We start from the raw sequence: 17,259 nt of genomic DNA, 5'->3' as shown, positions 1-17,259 counted from the left end.
ATGGCAACCGCCACCGCCGTCCGACGCGGCCTGAACCGCCGGACCGTCCGGCGCGGCCTGAATCCCCTGGGGGCGGGGTTCTGGACCTACGCCGCGCTCGTCGCCGTGCTGCTCGGCTCGCTGTTCCCCATCTACTGGTCGCTGATCGTGGCCTCCCACGACAACGACGCCATCGCCAGCGTCCCGCCGGTCCTCACCCCCGGCGGCCACCTGTTCGAGAACATCGCCCGGGTCTTCGACACCACCGCGTTCGGCCAGGCGATGCTCAACTCCTTCCTCGTGTCCGGCTCGGTCACCGTCTCGGTCGTGCTGTTCTCCACGCTGGCCGGCTTCGCCTTCGCCAAGCTGCGCTTCCGCGGGCGCAACGTGCTGCTCGTCATGGCCATCGCCACCACCACCGTGCCGCAGCAGCTCGGCATCATCCCGCTGTACATCCTCATGGCGGAGCTCGGCTGGACCGGCAGGCTCGAGGCGGTGATCGTGCCCGGCCTGGTCACCGCGTTCGGCGTGTTCCTCATGACCCAGTACCTCTCCAGCGCCATCCCCGACGAGCTGCTGGAGGCCGGTCGCATCGACGGGTGCAGCACGCTGCGGCTGTTCTGGCACGTCGTGCTGCCCGCCGCCCGGCCGGCCGCCGCCGTGCTCGGCCTGTTCACCTTCATGCAGGCCTGGAACGACTTCTTCTGGCCGCTGGTCGTCCTCACGCCGGAGAACCCGACCGTCCAGGTCGCGCTCTCCAGCCTGGCCAGCGGCTACACCACCGACTACGCACTCGTGCTCACCGGCACCGTGCTCGCGATCGTGCCGATCGTGGCGGTCTTCGCCGCGCTGGGCCGTCAGATCATTGGGGGAATCATGTCAGGAGCGATCAAGGGATGACCCAGGAACATACCGCCTTTCCCGCCGGATTCGTGTGGGGGACGGCCACCGCCGCCTACCAGATCGAGGGCGCCGTGGACGCCGACGGGCGCGGGCCCTCGATCTGGGACACGTTCTGCCGCGTCCCCGGCGCGGTGGCCAGGGGCGAGAGCGGCGAGCACGCCTGCGACCACTACCACCGCTGGCGGGAGGACGTGGAGTTGATGGACCAGCTCGGCGCGGGCGCCTACCGCTTCTCGCTGGCCTGGCCCAGGATCGTGCCCGACGGCGACGGCCGGGTGAACCGGCGCGGCCTCGACTTCTACCGGCGGCTCGCCGACACCCTGCGCGAGCGCGGCATCGAGCCGTACGTCACCCTCTACCACTGGGACCTGCCCCAGGCGATGGAGGACCGCGGCGGCTGGCGCGACCGTGACACCGCCGAGCGTTTCGCCGACTACGCCGAGATCGCGTACGAGGCGCTGGGCGACACGGTGTCACACTGGATCACGCTGAACGAGCCGTACTGCTCGTCCATCGTCGGCTACGCCGAAGGCCGCCACGCACCCGGCGCGCGCGAGGGTCACGGAGCGCTCGCCGCCGCCCACCACCTGCTGCTGGGCCACGGCCTCGCGGCGGCCAGGCTGCGGGCGCGGGCACGGGAGGGGCAGCAGGTCGGCATCACGCTCAACATGTCGCCCACGGTGCCCGCGACCGGTTCGGCGGCCGACGCCGACGCGGCGCGCAAGATGGACCTGCTGGTCAACCGGCAGTTCACCGACCCGCTGCTGCTCGGCGCCTACGCGTCCGACATGGAGGAGACCTTCGGCGCCATCAGCGACTTCTCCTTCCGCCGCGAGGGCGACCTGGAGGTCATCGGCGCTCCGCTGGACTTCCTGGGCGTCAACTACTACTACCGCATCCACGCCGCCGCGGCGCCGTACGAGCAGGCGGACCCCGCGCTGCGCTCCGCCTTCGACCTCGGGGTGCGCAGCGTCACCCCGGACGGCGCGGCGACCAGCGGGCTGGGCTGGCCGATGGAGCCGCAGGGGCTCCACCAGACCCTCCTCGGCCTGACCCGGCGCTACCCCGCGCTGCCGCCGATCCTCATCACCGAGAACGGCTACGGCGACGACGGGACCCTCGACGACACCGGTCGCGTCGACTTCCTGCGCGACCACCTGGCCGCCATCCGCACCGCGATGACCGACGGGGTGGACGTGCGCGGCTACTTCTGCTGGTCGCTGCTGGACAACTTCGAGTGGGCCCGCGGGTACGCCGCCCGGTTCGGGCTCGTCCACGTCGACTACGAGACCCAGGCCCGCACGGAGAAGGCGAGCTTCCACTGGCTGCGCGAGTTCATCGGGAAGCAGGGGTGAGGAGCTCGGGCATGCGATGACGTGCCGGCGCTGTCGCTGTACTCCGCCGCTGTACTCCGCCGCCGTACAGTGCCGCGCCTCCACCCGGGTACTCGGTGGCAGGCGCCCCCGGACGGCTCCCGAGACATGCCCGCGGTGGCCGCGATGTCACCGATACGGGGGAGAGGCGCTCCCTCCCGAGAGGGAGCGCCGGGATCGCTCTCCTCGGCGATTACTTCCGGGCCAAAGAAATCCAGGATTGGGGCGTAAGCAAACCACTGAGGAGTCTCCCGGATGAACCCCCGCAGCGCATTCGTCGCAGCCCCCCTGCTCGTCATGGCCTACGGAGTGATCCGGATCCTCGACGGACTCGACGGCAGCCGAGGCCCCGGCCTCGCCTGGACCACCGGCCACCTCGCCTTCCTCGCGGCCCTGGCCATGTTCGTCTCCACCTTCCTGCAGATGCGCCGGATGGCGGGACGGAACACCCTCTCCAATGTCAGCGCCACGGTCGGAATCATCGGCACCCTGGCGCTTTCCACACAGTTCGTCATCGACATCGTGGTCGGCTTCCTGTCCGCCGACCGTGCCGGTATGGGCATCCTCTTCGACCGGATCCAGGCCGTCCCCGGTGTCTCCGTCGCCGTCTACGACGGCGGTCCGTTCCTCTTCTACATCGGCCAGCTCGCGCTCGTCGTCCAGCTCGCCGCCGTCCGCCGCGTCAAGGTCTGGACGCCCTTCCTGGTCCTGCTCGACCTCCTCCTCCCGTTCGTCGACAAGGACCTCATCCCGCTCGGGGCCGTCTTCCTGCTCGTCTCCTTCGCCCCTCTCGCCGGTCAGGTCTCCCGTACCGCCGAGCCCGTCCCCGCCGTCGTGTGACAGGACGCCAACCGGCGGACCATCCGGTCCGTCGTTTCGCGTTCCCCGTCCCCGCCGTACCGGAAGGCCGGAAAGAGGAGGCAGGATTGGACGCCGTGCCCGCCTTGTCGTTTTTTGTCCGAGCTCGCAGCCGGTTGAGGTCTCTTCCGCCTCCCTGGCTGGACACAGCGCTCGCCGTACTGGTGATGGGCGTGCAGTTGTGGCCGTTCCTCTCCCGCGAGAACCCGTACGCCGTGCCATGGCACTGGTGGGGATACGCGGTCGTGGTCGCCGCCGCCGTGCCGCTGGTGTGGCGACGGCGGGCGCCGGTGGTCGCGCTGGTGTGCACCCTCGTCGCGACCTCCCTCTACGACCTCGCGGACGAGGTCCCCGCACAGCCGATCTGGTACGGCGGGCTCATCGCCATGTACACGGTCGCCGCCTGCTCCTCGCGCCTTCCCCGCGTGATCATGTTCGTCTTCTCGGTCGGCGGGGGCATGCTCCTGGTCGGCTCCTCGGAGACCGCGCTGCGCGGCGTCGTGCTGTTCGTCGCCGCGTACGCGATCGGCCGGGCCTCCGCCACCTCCCGCGCATACGCCACCGCCTTGGAGGAGCAGGCCTCCCGGCTGAAGTACGAGCGCCGGGCCGAGCTCGAACGGGCCGCCGAACGCGAGCGGGCCCGGATCGCCCGCGACATGCACGACATCCTCGCCCACGCCGTCAGCCTCATGGTGGTACAGGCCGAGGCCGGTCCCGTGGTGGTCAGGAGCAACCCGGCCCGCGCCGAGGCCGCCTTCGACGCGATCGCCTCCGCGGGACGCGATGCCATGGTCCAGCTTCGCCGTATGCTGACCGCGCTCAAGGAGGACACGGGTTCGCGTGCGCCGCGACCGACCATCGACGACCTGGCCGAGCTGGCCGGCCAGGTCTCCGACGCCGGGCTCGACGTGACCTACTCCACCTCGGGTGAGTCCAGGCCGCTGCTTCCCGACATCGAGGTCGCCGCCTACCGGGTGACCCAGGAAGCCCTCACCAACGTCGTCAAGCACGCGGGCGCGACCCGTGCCGACATTCGGCTCCTCTGGCAGGATGACACACTCATGATCACCATTACCGACGACGGCCGTGGCTCCGAGCCGTCCTTCCCCACCGGCGGAAACGGTCTCGTCGGCATCCGCGAGCGCGCCGCCGCCTTCGGCGGCTCCGCCACCATGGGCCCTCGCCCGGACGGGCCGGGTTTCCAGGTGCTCGTACGGCTGCCGCTGGCGCAGGCGGTGACGGCATGACCCTGAGAGTCGTGGTGGCCGACGACCAGGAGCTGGTGCGCGCCGGGTTCGGCATGATCCTCGACGCCCAGCCCGACATCGAGGTCGTCGCCGAGGCGAACGACGGTGCCGAGGCCGTCGCGGCAGTCCGTGAGCACCGGCCGGACGTGCTCCTCCTCGACATCCGCATGCCCACGATGAACGGCATCGAAGCAGCCAGGATCGTGTGCGCCGAGACCGACTGCCGGGTGCTCATGCTGACCACGTTCGACCTGGACGACTACGTCTACGACGCGCTGCGAGCGGGCGCGAGCGGGTTCCTGCTCAAGGACGTCCGTCGCGACGACCTCGTCCACGCGGTGCGGGTGGTCGCGGCCGGGGAGTCACTGCTCGCGCCTTCCGTCACGAGGAAACTGATCGCCGAGTTCACCTCCAGAACGGTCGCCCGCCCTGTCACCCCACCTGCCGGGCGACTCTCCGTACTCACGGTCCGCGAGCAGGAGACACTTCAGATGATCGCGCGCGGGCTGTCCAACGCGGAGATCGCAGAAGCCATGGTGCTCAGCGAGCACACGGTGAAAACACACGTCAGCAACGTGCTCACCAAACTCGGGCTGCGCGATCGGGTACAGGCAGTGGTCGCCGCCTACGAGACCGGTCTCGCGGTCCCCGGCGGATCGGCGTGAACGCCGGCGACCCACCACACCGCTCCGGCCCGGACAGCCGACCGGCTTCTCGTCCAGCCGTCGGACCCGGTGCGGCGGAAGGTGGCCCGATCACGCTCGCCGGTGGGCTCCGAACACGGCCGGTGCGCGCCGGCACGTGGATCGGCGCCCATGGGGCGATCGAGAAGTGCTCTGTACTGTGGCTCCATGAAGGATCTTGGTCGTCAGGTCGCGTACTGGGACACCGCCGGCGCCGAGAAGACGTTCACCCACCCCGTCGATCCCGGCTGGCCGGCGACCGTGGACCGGGGGGCGCGAATCCTGGACTACGGCTGCGGCTACGGCCGTGTCATGGCCGAGCTGAGTCACCGGGGCTTCTGCGACGTATCGGGAGTGGACCCGTCTTCCGCTCTGATCGCGCGGGGCCGCCGGTCGCACCCCGAACTGCGCCTCGCGGTGCTGGAGTCCCCGCCGAGCCTGCCGTACCCGCCGACGAGCTTCGATGTCGTGCTGTTGTTCGCGGTGCTGACGTGCGTTCCCGACGACGACGCGCAGCGCGCGCTCATCGCCGAACTCGTCCGCGTCCTGGCACCCGGCGGGCTCCTCTATGTCAGTGACATGGTGCTGCAGGACGACGAGCGGAACCGGGACCGCTACGCCGCCTACGCCCGGCGGTTCAGAGTCCCGTACGGGGTGTTCGCCACCGACGACGGCGCGGTGGTGCGACACCACGACATGGCCGAACTGCACGCCCTCCTGCCTGAGTTCGATCTCGTGGAAGAGCGTCGGATCTCCGCTGTCACGATGAACGGTCACCCGGCGCGAGCGGTGCAGCTGCTGGCCCGCAAACGGTGATCCGGGGAGCCGCGCCGGGGCCCGACAGCCACCTTGACCTCCGCCGCCTGGCTCATACCGCTCCCAGAAGGTGGTTGAGAATTGAAGCGTGCCGACCAGGGTTCTCAGACAGCCCGCGACCGGTGATCGTCCAAACCGGCCTGCTCCTGCTGAAGGCCGTCTCGTGACGTCAACGCTGCCGTGTGGCCTTTCGAGGAGGCTCAGTAGGTGTGGTTGGGCCAGTGCGGGTCCTCCCAGCGGGCGGGACCGGTGAGGCCGAGCAGCCGTACCCGGTGGAGCAGTTCTGCGGGAGCGTTCCGGGCACGGAGCCGGACAGGGGCGTGGCGGATCAGCCAGGCCGTCAACTCGGTACGCGTCTCCTCCTCGTTCCCCCAGTTCCAGCTTTCCCAGGGGAGTTGGTCTCCCAGTAAGCGGTACTCCCAGTGCGCCACCGCTTCGGCCAGGTGCTGGTCGGCCACGGCGTGCGTGTGTGCTTCCCAGGCGTGCAGCCATGGGCTGAGCGTGGTGGAGGCTTCGGCACACAGGGCGAGGACCTCGTGAGCGGGCACAGCGGGATCCGGGTCGGTGAGTGTGTGGGCCCACCAGGCGTGCAGGAATTCCCGCACCGCTGCGGCCTGCTCGGCGGGCCATTGCCACCACTGCCCCAAAGCAAATGAATACCCGACCTCCTCAATGCCGAACGAGGACTCGGCGAGGCCGCCGGCGAGGGCCGTGGAGAGCTGGGGCAGGATGCGGCGCAGCACGGATGCGTGGTCATCCCAGTCCTTGGCCTGCCAGGCGGCACGCAGACGGTCAGGACTCAACTCCACATCCGGCACCTTCAACCGGGCGAGGTCTTCCGCGCCGCCCCAGTGGCACTCGCAGTTCTGCTCGTCGGGACGGGCGGTCATGCCGCGGAAAGTGACGGCCACTCGGTCCAGCGCGGCGTCGAGACGAAGGCGCTCGGGCGTCCGGTCAAGGTTCGTCATGCGTGTTCGCCTTCAAGGACTCCGGGAGCCTGAGCCAGCCGAAGATCGATTGATGCAGCTCACCGGCAAAGGGCTCGTCTTCACCGAACCCAAGCCGGCGGCGGGCAAGCGGACCGTGGTGATCCCCGAACTGATCATCGAGGACCTGCGGGCTCACGTGAAGGACTTCACCTGGGACGGCGACAAGGGGCTGATCTTCGCGGGACCGGATGACGGTCCACTCCGGAACACCGACTTCAGCCGCCGCGTCTGGGCTCAGGCGCCCGAAGACGCGGACCTTCCGAAGATCCATTTTCGCGACCTGGTCATCCACGCAAACGGCTTCCATGGTGCGAGCGTCTTCTCCGAGCGAGCGGGCGCGGCCCGTTTCGAACCCGCCGGATCGCGAAACCGATCAGCCACATCTGCACGGCCAGCACCGGAACCGCCGACAGCGCCCCGGTGGTGAAGGCTTCCCCCGTCGCGGGCGAGCCACCGCAGTCCAGGACGCCTCCCCGCTCATACTGCTCACACTGGATGGCACGAATGACAGACGTCGCGACGACCCAGTTCACGAACGCGAGCACCGGCAGCGACATCACCGCGAAGAAGGCGACGCAGCCCGCCCTGCCCGCCCTCGTCGTGTCTGTTCGGACCGGAACCGGCTCAAGACGCCGCCCCAGGTCCCGTTCCTGTCCCATGGGCGGAGCCAAGCATGGAGGTGTGCTGAAACCGAGGAGAGGATGTGAAGGTTCCGCACGCCCCGCTTCCTCTGCGTTCCGTTGCGCCGGGCGTCGAGGGGTTCTTGGTTCAAGCCTGATGCTTTCGACCGGGTTCCCGCGTTGTGGCTATTTATTGGCTTCGGTTCGACGAACGATCTCGTCAACGACGTGCGCGAGCGGCGCGGTGGCGTCGATTAGGATGCCGTTTTTCGGGAGGTCCTCTTTCGTTCGGTGCAACCGCACGACGAGTTCCCTTTCCACCGGCTTACTGCCCCACTCGTCTTCCGGCCGCTGGTCAAGTCGCTGATTCAGCGTGTCGAGGTCGACCCCCAGGACGAAAACGCCGTCAAATAAATCAATGAAATGAGAAAAATTCCTGGACCCACCGCAGAAGAATGTCACCGCCTCATCCTGGTCGGCGATCAGGGCTCTTACCTTGTCTACCTGCCAAATGTGGTTCTCGTGCGCCAGGCTATCCGTTGGCCTACCTGTTTCCGGATCGCCCTGATAAGCCAACTCGGTGTCACCGTTGATGGCGTGGTAGCCGCGCCGCCGCAACTCTTTGCAGACCGACGTCTTGCCGGTGCAGGAAACTCCTTCGACCAGATAGTTCCTGATGCCCATCGCCACAGGATAATCGAGGACGTCCCCGCCCCCTCGATGTCGTCACCGATCGATTCCGGGCCGCCGACGGCTCGGTGTCGCGGCGGTTTCTGTCTCCGCCCGTCCACGTCGAAGTCCTGCGGCCGTGCGGTCATGCCGGAGTCTCCGCTCCCTGCTCATAGAGCCTACGGACTTCCGACGGGAGGGCTCGGAAATCCAGGCACACGAATGTGGCATAGGGGAAAGTGATCGTGTTCGCTCCAGGCGTCCGCCGATCGCCATATGGATCCTGTGGATCCCTGCCCTGTGGTGAGTACGCTGCCGGGATGGTCACGGACTATGGGATGTCGGAGTCGCAGTTCCCGCCGAGGCGCGTGGCCGGTCGGGGGCGTGGCTGGTATCGAGGCGACTGCCACGTGCATTCGGTTCTCTCGAACGGCGGAGAGCTGACACCGGAGCAGCTTGCCACCGGTGCCCGTGCGGCGGGGCTGGACTTCATCGCGACCACTGAGCACAACACCGCAGACGCACACGGCGCCTGGGGTTCGCTCGTCGGTGACGACCTGCTGGTGATCATTGGCCAGGAGGCCACCAGCCAAACCGGGCACTGGCTGGCGCTCGGCATCAATCCGGGGCAGGTCGTCGACTGGCGGTATCGCGTCCGCGACGACATGATCGGCAAGCATCTGAATCAGGTACATCAGGCCGGTGGGCTGTGCGTAGCGGCCCACCCGCACGCGCCGTACCCCTCCGGGGTCTTCATGTACCCGTTCGAGGGATTTGATGCGGTCGAGGTGTGGAATGGATTGTGGGCCTCCGATGAGCCGTGGCAGGCGGACAATGAGGCGGCACTGGCCGAATGGGGTCGTGGTCTGGCCGTCGACATCCGCAACGAACGGTGGCGGTCGGCTATGGGCAACAGCGATGCCCATCTGGAGGGCCAGATCGGCACACCCCACACCGTTGTGCTGGCCGAAGAACTGAGTACCGACGCAACCCTCGCCGGAATCCGTGCCGGCCGGAGCTGGATCGCCGAATCGGCCACGATTGAGCTGTCGCTCATGGCCTCTGCCCGTGATCGCACTGCCGGCATCGGGGAGCGGCTGGATACCGGCGACGGACCGGCTGTGGTGCGGGTGGACGTGCGTGGCGTGCCATCCGGCACTGTCAGCTTTCACACCGATCGTGGGAAGGTGTACCGCGAATCGTTGCCCGTCGACGGATCAGGGTCCTTGGAGTGGCGTACCAGCGCGAAGGAGTCGGCGTTCGTTCGCATCGAGGTGCGTCATCCCGGCGGGCACATGGCGGCGCTCACCAACCCCATCAACCTGAGCTGAAACGCTGCAATGCCGACGCGCCATTGGAGCGGGCGGCGGGAGTCTCACCGGCACCGGGATCTGGGCCTCTTCGTGTCCGTGAGAATGATGGCGCCCAGGAGATTCGAACTTCTGACATCCTGCTTGCAAAGACGGATGCCGCTCTTCCTCGACCTGCGAAAATGCAGCTCAGCGCACTGATCGCGTTCCCCGTGACTCCCTGCTGCTCCCCCTGTTCCCCGGTCGTACTGGCACGCGAGTGACACGTCACCCACGACTCTTGATCGCTGCCTCAATACGTAGCCCGATTCCGACGGTCGCAAAGATGAGCGCTCCAAGGAGGGCGTTGGTTGTGAGCTCTTCTTCGATGATGAAGCCGAGGATGGGAACTGCTGCGCTCAGAGCAAGAGTTGCGTTCCCCCACCCGTCCACTGGTTGGGTGCCGTCAGTTGTTTTCCCCTGACGTGCGGCAGGATCTTGTTCACTCATGCGCTGAGTCTCCCATTGGTGTGTGAGGCCGGCAAAGGGATAGACCATGCTACGCATGCCCCTTCTCGCCGGATTTTCCCGTCTGCCTCGTCCTGCCCCGGAGGGGCAACAGTTCGGGGACGGAGGGTCAAGGTCGTCTTCGCGTGTACGTCAGCCGGTAGACGTTCCTCGGCCATGGGATGCCAACGGTCACAGACGGACTTGATCTGGAGGAGTCGAGTTGTTGGGCTTGCCTGGGACGTGGCAGACGGGAAGATCCGGCTTCCACCTCAACCACCTATGGCCTTCGTGGTGCAATGTCGATCACCCCGGAGCCGAAGTACCCCCGCCGGAGGCATCTGGTTGAAGCTTGGCGAGATTCCCGACCTGAGAGAGCGAGTGGGTCGGCGCAATGCGAAGCACCCGCAGGGCCTCGAAGAGGTTGGGCCTGCCAGTCGAAGCTCTCGCTCTGGGGCGGTGGTGCGGCCCCACTGCGGCGTGACAATGGGCGGGCGCGAGGTACGGGCGGCTTGGCCTGCGGAAATAGGAAGCGGCAATCAGGATGCCCATGTCAGGATGATCGCTCTGTACCCGATGTGAAAGGAACTGAATGGTTATGCCTAGCGCCATTACTTTGATCCGCGCCGCTTCTCTGTCCGACGTCGCCCAGTACGCTTACGCAGCCACGGCGCCCGCCGAGTCACGACTCATCTTCCTCGCCGGTGCGTGTCCCCTGAACGAGGACGGGTCGACGGCAGCAATTGGAAATTACGCAGGCCAAGCAGCGAAAGCCATCGAGAATATGCAGGCGGCTCTCACTGCCTCTGGCGCATCATTGCAGGACGTCATCAGCACAAGGGTTCTCGTCGCCTCCACCAGACGGGAGGATTTGGTGGCTGCCTGGGAGGTGGTCCGGGACTCGTTCGGTGACCATGACGTACCGAGCACCTTGTTGGGAGTCACCGTGCTTGGTTATGCCGACCAGCTCGTTGAGATCGAAGCAGTCGCCGCCGTACTTGATTCCTGAGTGCAAGTCGTGGTGATCGTGAGGGCTGCATCTGTGCGGCGGCGTGGCAAACCCCGGTCGGAGCGTTCGGTTGGTACGGCGGGGCTGGCGTGGCGGTACCCGGCCCGGTGTCCCGCCCGCCATCCGGGACCGGCCTCCAGGCCGCACGCCCGGACGGCGGGCGGGCGGAGGGCAGGGCTACGGCGGCGCGCCGCGCCGCCGCTTGACCTGGACGCCGGGACCGTGCGCGTAGAACGTCAGTTGATGCAGCTCACAGGCAAGGGGCTCGTTTTCACCGAACCCAAGCCGGCGGCGGGCAAGCGGACCGTGGTGATCCCCGGGTTGATCATCGGGGACCTGCGGGCGCACGTGAAGGACTTCACCCAGGACGGCGACAAGGGCTGATCTTCGCGGGGCCGGATGACAGGCCACTCCGGAACACCAATTTCAACCGCCGCGTCTGGGCTCAGGCTCTCGTAAGCGCGGGCCTTCCGAAGATCCATTTTCACGACCTGCGGCACACCGGCAAAACCCTCGCCACAAACGCCGGGGCGTCGATCCGGGAGCTGATGGAGCGCATGGGCCACTCCAGCACGCGGACGGCGATGGTCTATCAGCACTCGACCGACGAACGGCAGCGGGAGGTGGCACGGAAGCTCGACGGCCTCGCCCGTGGGGCGCTGGCGAAGGGATCGGGCACGCAACGGGCACGGGAGCGGAAGAAGGCCGAATGAAGATCAAAGCCCAGGTTGCGGCAACATGCCTGACCTGGGCTTCTGTCTGCCCGAGGGGGAGTGGAGCCTAGGAGATTCGAACTCCTGACATCTTGCTTGCAAAGCAACTCAAGCGGGGACGGGACCATGGCATACACCCGTCCCCACCTGCGCACACGGTCCATGGTGATCCACCGCCGTCCGGCCTCGTCCAGGGGCGTTGTCACCCAGTCGGTCATCCAGAGGCCCGGCCTTCGGCAGGGATCGGACGCTGAAACCGTTGGTGCCCATCGGGCGTCGCCGTACCGCCGTCGTACTACACAGGATCACGGCCACTCAACCCGGATAAGGTACACCTCGCGTTGCTCGTCCAAGACTACGTAGGTCGCGAGCCCTCGCTCGCCGAACGCGTGAGTAAGCATGTTGGCCTTGGGGTTGGCCGGGTTGTACGGCTGACCGCTCCACGGCGCGACTTCCAGCAGGGTGAGCAGTTCGGCGAGTGGACGTAGCGCTTCCACGGGAATCGCCGCGATCTGCTCTTCGGCGAGAGGATCGAGGTGACCTGGTACACCTACAGGTCGACCCCACGAGCGCCGAGAACCTCACGCCACGACCTTCCAGAGGAGACCGGTTCACCGGCAAGGACCTGCTCGGCTCTGGCATGCATCTGGCGACGTCCCTCCGGATCCCGCACCGAGTCACACGCGGAGATCCACCAGCGATGCACGAAGGCGTTGAGCACACCGAGATCCAAACTCACTCGAACCTCGTCGAGCACTGCCTTGAGCCCCGCGTCGAACGCTTCGCGGTCCTGCGGCACGACCAGGGCGGCGCGGATAGCCCGCAAGCTCTTCTCAGGCATCGGTGAGGCAGGGGGCACGAAGCCGTGGGGCTGTGCGGTCATGCTGGAATCTCCTCTCCCTGCTCATAGAGCCTACAGACTTCCGATGGGATGGCTCGGAAATCCAGTCACGCGAGCACGTGAAAACGAGGCGATGTGCTGCGGCGTAGCACCTGGCCGCACAGCCGGGGGGACGAGCCCAGGTTCGAGGCGCAGATGGAGCACGACAACGACCGGGCCGCGTGACCTACCGGAACGCCGAACAGAAGACCATGTGGCCCCGGTCTGCTCGGCTTGTTCCGGGTCGATGGCAGACGGGATGATCAGGCCCCTACCTCAGCCACCTACGGACCGCGCGAAGAAGCTCGCGATCATCCCGGAGCCTGAGCGCCCCCGCCGGAGACGACGTTTATTTTGTGGGAACCTTTCCCACTTCAGTGCCGTTGCCCATCAATGCGACCTTGATCCGTCAACTTGCGAGAAGGAAGGCAATGTCTCATGGCGCTGTTCCGGGACGACACGCAAGATGTCCAAGAAACCATCGCGGAGGCTCGGCAGGCGCATCAAGAGGGGCAAGAGATCTTTGTCTCTCGTATCCAATCCAAGTATGGGAAGAAGCGCGCATGGGCTGCATCGGATGTGGCTGAGTTGATCGCAGGTGTCGAGCGTGAAGGGTGGCAACTCAGCCATACGTCGGAGGGTCTGGTGGGAGACGTTCTTTCGCAGTTGACCTGCATTTTTCGCCGTCGCTGATCGCGGAGTCCCAGGCGGCGGCGTGGCCCTGATGCGGCGGTAGGTGGGCAGGTACGGCGGCCCGGTGGTGCGGTGGGCGGCTTGTGGTCCTGCCGCCGGCCGAGACCGGCGCCCACGCCGCACGCTCGGGCAGCGTTTGGGCGGCGCGCCGCGCCGCCGCCTTGACGCCGGGACTGTGCGCGTGGAACGTCAGTTGATGCAGCTCACCGGCAAGGGGATCGCCTTCACCGAGCCCAAGTCGGCGGCGGGCAAGCGGACTGTGGTGATCCCCGATCTGATCATCGAGGACCTGCGGGCGCACGTGAAGGACTTCACCCAGGACGGCGACAAGGGGCTGATCTTCGCTCGACGGCCTCGCCCGCGGGGCACTTGAGAAGGGAACGGGAGCGGAAGAAGCCAAATGAAGATCAAAGCCCAGGTTACGGCAACATGCCTGACCTGGGCTTCTGTCTGTCCGAAGGGGAGTGGAGCCTAGGAGATTCGAACTCCTGACATCCTGCTTGCAAAGACGCATGCCGATCTTGCTCGACCTGCGAAGACGCAGCTCCGCGCCCTGATCGCGTTCCCCGTGACTCCCCGCTGTTCCCCCTCGTTTCCCGTCCCATCGGGCACGCGACGGGCACGGCGATCATGTGGGGTCACGGGTCTGTTCTGCCGGATCTCTGTCCTACGGTGTGCGGTCACCGTATTTGTCGATGATCGCGCTGAGAGTGCGTGGGGCTGACGGCATCTCCTGCCCCAGTGGATCCGGTGAGGTGACGCCGGTGTGTACGGATCGCATCCATTCGTCGTCGACCACAGCCTGGCATAGCGCTTCGGCGGTGATGAGCGTGGCGAGATCGCAACTGTTCTCCCAGATCTCCCGACCTGCTGGGCTGGCGGCGATCCATTGCTCGACGCTGGCGAGATCAGGAACTGGGTACCAGTCCCACTCCAGCCTGTCGAATTCGACCACCAGGCCGCTTTCCGTGCGATACGAGACCATCGCTGGGGCGTGATCGATCCATGTAGCGCTCAGGCAGGGGCCGTACTGCGCCAGAATGGGAAGAGCTTGATCGGTGGTGGAATCGACGCGGTAGTCCATGATGACGGTGCCCTTGCCGAGGCGCCCGATGAACATGTCGACGTCGTCTGCGAGGAAGCGCGCCGGCTGGGTGCTCTCGGGTGAGATGGCATACGCAGCCAGGACGTCGTCAATCTTGGTGGCAGAGCACCACGTCAAGTTGACGACCAGCTGAGTGCGCAGGCGAAACCACTCGCGGTAGGTTGAGTCGATCACGGACGTTCCTCTCAGCTGACAGTATCCGCTATGGGCCAGCTCAATGATCTTCGCGTATCCGCGTACCGTCCGCCGCCGAACCGCGATCAGCCACGTTGCTCGGTGAGCCAGGGTGAGGAACGAACCCTGGCTCACCGATCGCCCCAAGCATGCACGGGCCTCCAGCCATGCGGTGGCGATCGTAGGGCCGCATCTGTGCGGCGGCGTGGCAACCCCGGTCGGTGCGTTCGGTTGGTACGGCGGGCCGGCGTGCGGTGCCCGGCCCGGTGTCCCCCCGCCGTCCGGGACCAGCCCCCAGACCGCACGCCCGGACGGCGGGCGGGCGGAGGGCCGGGGGTACGGCGGCGCGCCGCGCCGCCGCTCGACGGCCTCGCCCGTGGGGCACTGGCGAAGGGATCGGGCACGCAACGGGCACGGGAGCGGAAGAAGGCCGAATGAAGATCAAAGCCCAGGTTACGGCAACATGCCTGACCTGGGCTTCTGTCTGCCCGAAGGGGAGTAGAGCCTAGGAGATTCGAACTCCTGACATCCTGCTTGCAAAGCAACCCAGACGGGGTCGGGACCATGGGCAATACTCGCTCCCACCTGGGCTTACGGTCCATGGCGGTCCACCGTCGTCCGGCCTCGTCCAGGGTCGTTGTCCCAGTTGGTCACTGAGTGATTCGCATCCGGGCCGGTCAGAGCACGCTCTTTAACTCCCGACAGAGTAGGGCAGCCGCGTCCGAGACCACGATCGGTCGTTGGACCAAGCGGCCTACCCAAGCCGGGGCGACTCCGGAAAGCGTCCTATACGATCTTTTGGTGCTGACCTGGAAGAACGCGCCGACGGGCCGTCGTTCGTGGGCGTGGTTCGCGGTGGCGGTGAGCGCTTCGCTAGCGCCGTGGGCGTTGCTCGCTACGACGGAAGGCGGAGGGTCCGCTCCCCCCTTGCCCTTGATGATGATCGCCATCTCCCTTGCCGGAGCCTCGGCACGGAACCTCATAGTCCTGGACGTCTTCGTCATCGGTGTCCTGCCGCTTTTAGTGGGCGTCGTTGCCGTGGCAAGATCTCGCATGCTGGTCAGCGTCACCAGCGGAATCTGCGGCATCCTGGCCCTGCTTCATCTGGTGCCCTTGCTGGAACGGCTTCCGATAACCCTTCCACCGGCGAACGCCACTGCGGACATGTTCGCCGGCAGTCAGCCGGACTTCTACTTCGGTACGCACCCAGAGGGAGGGGTCTGGGCGCTGGCTCCCATCGCCTATGCGGTCAGCGCAGTCGCACTCCTCGTTGCCGCCCGGCGGAGAGCTCGCGGCGTGACGCGGGACTGACTTCGTGGCTGCCGTACTCCCTGATCACTTTCCGCCCCCATACCCGATGGGACTCTGCTTGGGTAAATTCGAGTGATCATCGTCACGGGGTACCGTTCGCGCGTCGTCAACAGATTGATCATGTTCTCGGACGCGGCTGCTTTCATGCTTTTAGAAGCCCTTGAGCTACGTGGAAGTGGCGGCGTCTTCCCCGGTCCTCATACGAGGCCGCTCAGTTCTCGATATGCCTCGCGTAGTTCTACGGCTTCCGGCATACGACGCGTCTCGATGGCGCCGATCACCTCACGTGCCCTCCAGTAGTTGGACGGCACCAGCGCGCCACTCGTCATGGTCGTGAGGGCAAGCTGACTCGCCTCATCGGGCTGGTCGGTGGCGAGAAGCGCCAGAGCAAGGTCAAGGCGCGCGGAGGCCGCCCTACGCGGGCGAACCAACCCGTCCGCGGCCGACTCCAGGCGTGCGAGCACCTGCCGGGCGTACGGCTCGGCGGCCGGATCTCCCAGCCATGACAGCGTGGTCGCCACGTACGCCTCGCTCTTGGAAGGGTCGTAGCGGTAGTGGTGCTCGGGATGCTCGGGCATCGACAGCGGCGAGACCAATCGGGCAACGCGATTCAAGGCGTCACGTGTCTCCGGGCCGGACCCGAGTCGTGCCCAGATCCGGCCTTCCTGCGCGGTCGCTTGGATGTAGGCCGAACTGGTGCGCGGTGCGATCGCCTGCGCCCCTTGGGTCAGCGTCAGGGCACGGCGGTAGTCGCCGGTGGTGACCGCCTGCCATGCCTCCGTCTCCAGACGCCACGCGGCGATCTCGGGATACTCGGCGTGCTTGGCCAGCTGGGCGGTCGTCCGCAGCCACGTTCCGGCGGCCTCGAACTGGCGAAGGTCGATGTGACAGGTGGAGGCCAGCAGCGACAGCCAGCCACCGGCCGTGAGGAGGCGGCGGTGCTCGGCGAACGTCTTCTTGGCGTCGACCAGGTGCGAGACATACGACAGGTGCCGACGTACCCGTTCCAGCAGCTCGGCCGGTGGTGTCGCCTGGTAGGCCATCGCGAGGTCATCGACGGCCAGCTCCAGCCGGTCGAGCGTTTCGGTGCCCACGTCACTGGCGGCGACACGACGGGCCAGCTCCAGCGCCTCGATCTCCTCGGCGAAGTGAGGAATACCCGGCGTCGTGCTCTCCGGCTCCTCACTGAACAGCTCGGCTTCTTCCGCGCCGAACACCCGGCAGTAGAGCAGCCGATACGGGTCCTTGGGCTGGTGCTTGCCCGCCTCCCAATCCTTGATCATTCGGATCAGGGAATCCCGCTCGGGCAGGCGGGCGCGAGTGCGCGGATCGGCGGCCTCGGCGAGCTGCCTGGCCATGTCTCGCTGCGTCCACAACTTGCCACGCCTCGCGGCGCGTAACCGTACGGCCCAGGCCGGAACGTTATTCATTGTGTGCACCT

Annotated in this window: 21 protein-coding genes; 14 read left to right on the top strand and 7 right to left on the bottom strand. The window is 66.8% G+C overall.

Annotated features, from left to right (window positions below):
• The 6 genes from AB0F88_RS24675 (at position 1) to AB0F88_RS24650 (ending at position 5,859) form a co-directional block, all read left to right on the top strand.
• The gene (locus AB0F88_RS24675) at positions 1-879 is read left to right on the top strand and encodes a carbohydrate ABC transporter permease (RefSeq protein ID WP_362688356.1); all 879 of its coding nucleotides are present in this window, start codon (positions 1-3) and stop codon (positions 877-879) included.
• The gene (locus tag AB0F88_RS24670) at positions 876-2,237 is read left to right on the top strand and encodes a GH1 family beta-glucosidase (RefSeq protein WP_362688353.1); all 1,362 of its coding nucleotides are present in this window, start codon (positions 876-878) and stop codon (positions 2,235-2,237) included. Before AB0F88_RS24675 ends, AB0F88_RS24670 begins: the two co-directional genes overlap by 4 nt.
• Before the next feature lie 273 nt (positions 2,238-2,510).
• Entirely contained in the window at positions 2,511-3,095 is a 585-nt protein-coding gene (locus tag AB0F88_RS24665) for a hypothetical protein (RefSeq protein ID WP_362688350.1), read from the top strand.
• 185 nt (positions 3,096-3,280) lie between these two features.
• The gene (locus AB0F88_RS24660) at positions 3,281-4,360 is read left to right on the top strand and encodes a histidine kinase (protein WP_362688347.1); all 1,080 of its coding nucleotides are present in this window, start codon (positions 3,281-3,283) and stop codon (positions 4,358-4,360) included.
• Positions 4,357-5,025, top strand: coding sequence for a response regulator transcription factor (locus AB0F88_RS24655; protein WP_362688344.1), 669 nt, complete (start codon positions 4,357-4,359; stop codon positions 5,023-5,025). Before AB0F88_RS24660 ends, AB0F88_RS24655 begins: the two co-directional genes overlap by 4 nt.
• A gap of 186 nt (positions 5,026-5,211) precedes the next feature.
• Entirely contained in the window at positions 5,212-5,859 is a 648-nt protein-coding gene (locus AB0F88_RS24650; RefSeq protein ID WP_362688341.1) for a class I SAM-dependent methyltransferase, read from the top strand.
• A 200-nt stretch (positions 5,860-6,059) separates the two neighbouring features.
• Here AB0F88_RS24650 and AB0F88_RS24645 read toward each other — a convergent pair whose 3' ends face one another.
• Positions 6,060-6,827, bottom strand: coding sequence for a hypothetical protein (locus tag AB0F88_RS24645; protein ID WP_362688338.1), 768 nt, complete (start codon positions 6,825-6,827; stop codon positions 6,060-6,062).
• A gap of 52 nt (positions 6,828-6,879) precedes the next feature.
• On the opposite strand from AB0F88_RS24645, the gene AB0F88_RS24640 reads away from it, so the two are divergent.
• Positions 6,880-7,275, top strand: a complete 396-nt coding sequence (locus tag AB0F88_RS24640) for a hypothetical protein (protein WP_362688335.1) — start codon at positions 6,880-6,882, stop codon at positions 7,273-7,275.
• A 379-nt stretch (positions 7,276-7,654) separates the two neighbouring features.
• On the opposite strand, the gene AB0F88_RS24635 is transcribed toward AB0F88_RS24640, so the two are convergent.
• Positions 7,655-8,152 carry an AAA family ATPase gene (locus tag AB0F88_RS24635; RefSeq protein WP_362688332.1) on the bottom strand — a complete coding sequence of 166 codons (498 nt, stop codon included), beginning with the start codon at positions 8,150-8,152 and terminating at the stop codon, positions 7,655-7,657.
• Between the two features lie 305 nt (positions 8,153-8,457).
• Here AB0F88_RS24635 and AB0F88_RS24630 point away from each other — a divergent pair, with 305 nt between their 5' ends.
• Complete coding sequence (locus AB0F88_RS24630; protein ID WP_362688329.1) at positions 8,458-9,468, top strand: CehA/McbA family metallohydrolase; 1,011 nt, start codon at positions 8,458-8,460, stop codon at positions 9,466-9,468.
• Positions 9,469-9,714: 246 nt separating this feature from the next.
• On the opposite strand, the gene AB0F88_RS24625 is transcribed toward AB0F88_RS24630, so the two are convergent.
• Positions 9,715-9,993 carry a hypothetical protein gene (locus AB0F88_RS24625; protein ID WP_362688326.1) on the bottom strand — a complete coding sequence of 93 codons (279 nt, stop codon included), beginning with the start codon at positions 9,991-9,993 and terminating at the stop codon, positions 9,715-9,717.
• A gap of 538 nt (positions 9,994-10,531) precedes the next feature.
• Between AB0F88_RS24625 and AB0F88_RS24620 the strand changes: the two genes are divergently transcribed.
• The 3 genes from AB0F88_RS24620 to AB0F88_RS24610 all read left to right on the top strand — a co-directional run bounded on the left by AB0F88_RS24620 (position 10,532) and on the right by AB0F88_RS24610 (position 11,655).
• Positions 10,532-10,942 carry a Rid family hydrolase gene (locus AB0F88_RS24620; protein WP_343983802.1) on the top strand — a complete coding sequence of 137 codons (411 nt, stop codon included), beginning with the start codon at positions 10,532-10,534 and terminating at the stop codon, positions 10,940-10,942.
• Positions 10,943-11,185: 243 nt separating this feature from the next.
• On the top strand, positions 11,186-11,326 hold the full coding sequence (locus tag AB0F88_RS24615) for a hypothetical protein (RefSeq protein ID WP_362688322.1): 141 nt from the start codon (positions 11,186-11,188) through the stop codon (positions 11,324-11,326).
• On the top strand, positions 11,323-11,655 hold the full coding sequence (locus AB0F88_RS24610; protein ID WP_362688766.1) for a tyrosine-type recombinase/integrase: 333 nt from the start codon (positions 11,323-11,325) through the stop codon (positions 11,653-11,655). Before AB0F88_RS24615 ends, AB0F88_RS24610 begins: the two co-directional genes overlap by 4 nt.
• 305 nt (positions 11,656-11,960) lie before the next feature.
• On the opposite strand, the gene AB0F88_RS24605 is transcribed toward AB0F88_RS24610, so the two are convergent.
• Together AB0F88_RS24605 and AB0F88_RS24600 are read right to left on the bottom strand one after the other, a co-directional pair.
• Positions 11,961-12,152, bottom strand: a complete 192-nt coding sequence (locus AB0F88_RS24605) for a hypothetical protein (protein WP_362688319.1) — start codon at positions 12,150-12,152, stop codon at positions 11,961-11,963.
• Between the two features lie 53 nt (positions 12,153-12,205).
• The gene (locus AB0F88_RS24600) at positions 12,206-12,538 is read right to left on the bottom strand and encodes a DUF6247 family protein (protein ID WP_362688316.1); all 333 of its coding nucleotides are present in this window, start codon (positions 12,536-12,538) and stop codon (positions 12,206-12,208) included.
• Between the two features lie 435 nt (positions 12,539-12,973).
• Between AB0F88_RS24600 and AB0F88_RS24595 the strand changes: the two genes are divergently transcribed.
• Both AB0F88_RS24595 and AB0F88_RS24590 read left to right on the top strand, forming a co-directional pair.
• On the top strand, positions 12,974-13,228 hold the full coding sequence (locus AB0F88_RS24595) for a hypothetical protein (RefSeq protein ID WP_362688313.1): 255 nt from the start codon (positions 12,974-12,976) through the stop codon (positions 13,226-13,228).
• A 181-nt stretch (positions 13,229-13,409) separates the two neighbouring features.
• The gene (locus AB0F88_RS24590) at positions 13,410-13,601 is read left to right on the top strand and encodes a hypothetical protein (protein ID WP_362688310.1); all 192 of its coding nucleotides are present in this window, start codon (positions 13,410-13,412) and stop codon (positions 13,599-13,601) included.
• A gap of 294 nt (positions 13,602-13,895) precedes the next feature.
• Here AB0F88_RS24590 and AB0F88_RS24585 read toward each other — a convergent pair whose 3' ends face one another.
• Positions 13,896-14,507, bottom strand: coding sequence for a hypothetical protein (locus AB0F88_RS24585; RefSeq protein WP_362688307.1), 612 nt, complete (start codon positions 14,505-14,507; stop codon positions 13,896-13,898).
• Between the two features lie 801 nt (positions 14,508-15,308).
• Here AB0F88_RS24585 and AB0F88_RS24580 point away from each other — a divergent pair.
• Positions 15,309-15,818, top strand: a complete 510-nt coding sequence (locus AB0F88_RS24580) for a hypothetical protein (RefSeq protein WP_362688304.1) — start codon at positions 15,309-15,311, stop codon at positions 15,816-15,818.
• Positions 15,819-16,015: 197 nt separating this feature from the next.
• Here the strand turns inward: AB0F88_RS24580 and AB0F88_RS24575 are convergent, their stop codons facing one another.
• Positions 16,016-17,248, bottom strand: a complete 1,233-nt coding sequence (locus tag AB0F88_RS24575) for a hypothetical protein (RefSeq protein WP_362688301.1) — start codon at positions 17,246-17,248, stop codon at positions 16,016-16,018.
• Between the last annotated feature and the right edge of the window lie 11 nt (positions 17,249-17,259).

This window comes from Streptosporangium sp. NPDC023963, assembly GCF_040639135.1.
In the GTDB taxonomy this organism is placed as follows: Bacteria; Actinomycetota; Actinomycetes; order Streptosporangiales; family Streptosporangiaceae; genus Streptosporangium.
The sequence above is the reverse complement of the archived record's forward strand: the minus strand, read 5'-3'. Positions and strand labels throughout refer to the sequence as shown.